The sequence below is a fragment of the Pseudomonas sp. FYR_5 genome, from assembly GCF_043106315.1.
Lineage (GTDB): Bacteria > Pseudomonadota > Gammaproteobacteria > Pseudomonadales > Pseudomonadaceae > Aquipseudomonas > Aquipseudomonas putida_Y.
The window spans coordinates 1-2832 of sequence record NZ_JBICMK010000089.1; the positions used below are offsets into that span (position 1 = coordinate 1).

Below are 2832 nucleotides of genomic sequence, written 5' to 3' on the forward strand. Positions count from 1 at the left end.
GGGGCTGAAAATTCCAGGCCTGGCAGTGTTTCACTCTGTGATTGCGATGCGCAGCCCCTCCTGCAGGCCCTTTTCCTATGCAAGCCAACAGCCCATGGCTATCATGCCTGCCTTATTCCAAGTCGAGACTGGCATGCTGAAGTTGTTGAATCTCCTCAAGGATGGTCGGTTCCATTCCGGAGAAGCTCTGGGGGCAGCCCTGGGGGTGAGTCGCAGCGCAGTTTGGAAGCAGCTGCAGCATCTGGAAAGTGAGCTGAACCTCACCATTCACAAGGTTCGTGGCCGCGGTTACCAGTTGGCCGCGCCACTGGCTTTGCTCGAGGCGAAGGCAATCGCCGGGTTTGCCGTGGGTGAACAGTGGCCGGTATTCATCCACGAAACCATCGATTCGACCAATGCCGAAGGCTTGCGCCTTGCCGCTGAAGGGCAGGCGGCTCCATTCCTGGTTCTCGCCGAGCGTCAGAGTGCTGGGCGCGGTCGGCGCGGCCGGCAGTGGGTCAGCCCATTTGCTGAAAATCTCTATTACAGTCTGGTGCTGCGTGTCGATGGGGGCATGCGTCAGCTTGAGGGGTTGAGCTTGGTGGTGGGGTTGGCGGTAATGCGCACCTTGCAGGCGTTCGGGGTAAAGGATGTCGGGCTTAAATGGCCTAACGATGTGTTGGTTCGTGGGCAGAAGATCACTGGGATTCTCCTGGAATTGGTGGGCGATCCTGCAGATGTCTGTCATGTAGTGCTAGGCATTGGTATCAATGTAAACATGCAGGTAAACGACCAGGTCGATCAGCAGTGGACCTCTATGCGGCGTGAGGTAGGGGCAGCCATAGATCGTAATCACTTGGTAGCGCTGCTCAGCCAGCAGTTGCAGCACGAATTGGCGCGCCATCGCCGATACGGCTTTGCCGCATTCCAGGAGGAGTGGGAGCAGGCACACTTGTGGCAGGGTCGCAATGTTTCGCTCATTGCTGGTAGTACACGTATTGATGGTGTGGTTCTTGGCGTCGACGGGCAGGGTGGTTTGCGCCTTGAGGTGGACGGGATGGAAAAGAGCTTCAGTGGTGGTGAGCTCAGTTTGAGGTTGCGTGATGATTCTTGAGCTCGATTGCGGTAACAGCTTCATCAAGTGGCGGGTGATCCATGTCGCCGATGCTGTGATTGAAGGTGGCGGGATCGTCGATTCCGACCAGGCGCTGGTGGCCGAAGTGGCTGCGCTCGCGTCAGTGCACCTTACGGGTTGCCGTATTGTGAGTGTGCGTAGCGAAGATGAAACCGATGCGCTTTGCGCGGTGATTGCTCAGGCATTTGCCGTGCAGGCGCGAGTGGCCCACCCGGTCCGTGAAATGGCTGGTGTGCGAAATGGTTATGACGACTATCAGCGCCTGGGTATGGATCGTTGGCTGGCGGCGCTGGGTGCGTTTCACCTGGCCAAAGGCGCGTGCCTGGTGATTGACCTGGGGACCGCAGCAAAAGCGGACTTCGTGTCCGCGGACGGCGAGCATCTGGGAGGTTACATCTGCCCGGGTATGCCGTTGATGCGTAGCCAGCTGCGTACTCACACCCGTCGTATCCGCTACGACGATGCCTCCGCGGAGCGCGCATTGACCAGTTTGTCGCCAGGTCGCTCGACTGTCGAAGCGGTAGAGCGCGGTTGCGTATTGATGCTCCGGGGCTTTGCCTACACCCAGCTCGAGCAGGCTCGTGTGCTCTGGGGTGAGGATTTCACTGTGTTCCTCACTGGCGGTGATGCACCGTTGGTGAGGGAAGCCTTGCCGCAGGCGCGTGTCGTGCCTGACCTGGTTTTCGTTGGCCTGGCAATGGCCTGCCCATTGGATTGAGGTGCCTATGCGCTGGTTGTTTCTGCTGTTACTGGTGCTTAACGTCTTTTATTACGTATGGCATCAGCAGGAAGCCCCGCTGAAGGTCAAGGAAGTCGCCCCGTTGTCGCTGTACAAGGGGAATCAGCAAGAAATCCGTCTGTTGCGTGAAACTGGCGTGTCCGCACCGCCCAAGCGTCGTGATGAGTGCCTGGTAGTCGGGGGTGTGATGGGGCGGGTGCAGTTGGATGCGCTGCGTCAACGCCTGCTGAGTCTGGATATTGCCACCTTGCCGGTCGTAGGGCAGTTGCCTGGGGTGGATGGTCGCTGGCTCAAGGTTGCTCCGGAAAGCGAGCGTTTGCTGGACCAAACGGTGCTTCAGGCTCTTTCCAATGATTTCAAAGACTTAAAACATAAAATTATTTTCTGCCAGGGTATTGCAACTGGCGAATAGCTTGATAGAATGGCGCCCGCTTCACAGGGAACACCACTTAGGTGGTAGAGCTGGAAGCGGTGTCAAAGCAGCTAAGTTTCAGATTTGATTGAAAAAATTTGAAAAAACGCTTGACACTAGGGCGGCAGACAAATAGAATGCCGGCCACATCTGGAGGGATTCCCGAGCGGTCAAAGGGGACGGACTGTAAATCCGTTGCGAGAGCTTCGAAGGTTCGAATCCTTCTCCCTCCACCAGTTTTAGCGAGAGCCGCAAGCTCCGCGGGTATAGTTTAGTGGTAGAACCTCAGCCTTCCAAGCTGATGATGCGGGTTCGATTCCCGCTACCCGCTCCAAGTTTGCCGGATTTTGCACAAAGTGTTTCGCTCTTGTAGCTCAGTTGGTAGAGCACACCCTTGGTAAGGGTGAGGTCAGCGGTTCAAGTCCGCTCAAGAGCTCCATATAAACAAGGCAGATATGAAAATATCTGCCTTTGTTTTATCAGCGCAAGACTATTTCTTCTGCGGAGGATTGTATCGATGGCTAAGGAAAAGTTTGATCGTTCCCTTCCCCACGTTAACGTCGGCAC

3 protein-coding genes and 3 tRNA genes are annotated in these 2832 nt (G+C 56.3%); all 6 read left to right on the forward strand.

The genetic code is table 11. The features are described 5' to 3' along the window. The first annotated feature begins 133 nt into the window (after positions 1-133). The 6 genes from birA to ACF8RA_RS16905 all read left to right on the forward strand — a co-directional run bounded on the left by birA (position 134) and on the right by ACF8RA_RS16905 (position 2704). Entirely contained in the window at positions 134-1093 is a 960-nt protein-coding gene (gene birA / locus ACF8RA_RS16880; RefSeq protein WP_176684319.1) for a bifunctional biotin--[acetyl-CoA-carboxylase] ligase/biotin operon repressor BirA, read from the forward strand. Continuing rightward, positions 1083-1832, forward strand: a complete 750-nt coding sequence (locus tag ACF8RA_RS16885; RefSeq protein ID WP_176684320.1) for a pantothenate kinase — start codon at positions 1083-1085, stop codon at positions 1830-1832. Before birA ends, ACF8RA_RS16885 begins: the two co-directional genes overlap by 11 nt. Positions 1833-1839: 7 nt before the next feature. Then, on the forward strand, positions 1840-2265 hold the full coding sequence (locus ACF8RA_RS16890; RefSeq protein ID WP_176684321.1) for a hypothetical protein: 426 nt from the start codon (positions 1840-1842) through the stop codon (positions 2263-2265). 152 nt (positions 2266-2417) lie between these two features. After that, a tRNA-Tyr gene (locus ACF8RA_RS16895) sits at positions 2418-2501 on the forward strand. A gap of 24 nt (positions 2502-2525) precedes the next feature. After that, a tRNA-Gly gene (locus ACF8RA_RS16900) sits at positions 2526-2599 on the forward strand. A gap of 29 nt (positions 2600-2628) precedes the next feature. After that, a tRNA-Thr gene (locus tag ACF8RA_RS16905) sits at positions 2629-2704 on the forward strand. The last annotated feature ends 128 nt before the right edge of the window (positions 2705-2832 follow it).

Bases quoted from the DNA above. Each gene is read 5' to 3' on its own strand.
- ACF8RA_RS16885 (WP_176684320.1), top strand. From the start codon at position 1,083: ATGATTCTTGAGCTCGATTGCGGTAACAGCTTCATCAAGTGGCGGGTG.
- birA (WP_176684319.1), top strand. From the start codon at position 134: ATGCTGAAGTTGTTGAATCTCCTCAAGGATGGTCGGTTCCATTCCGGA.
- ACF8RA_RS16890 (WP_176684321.1), top strand. From the start codon at position 1,840: ATGCGCTGGTTGTTTCTGCTGTTACTGGTGCTTAACGTCTTTTATTAC.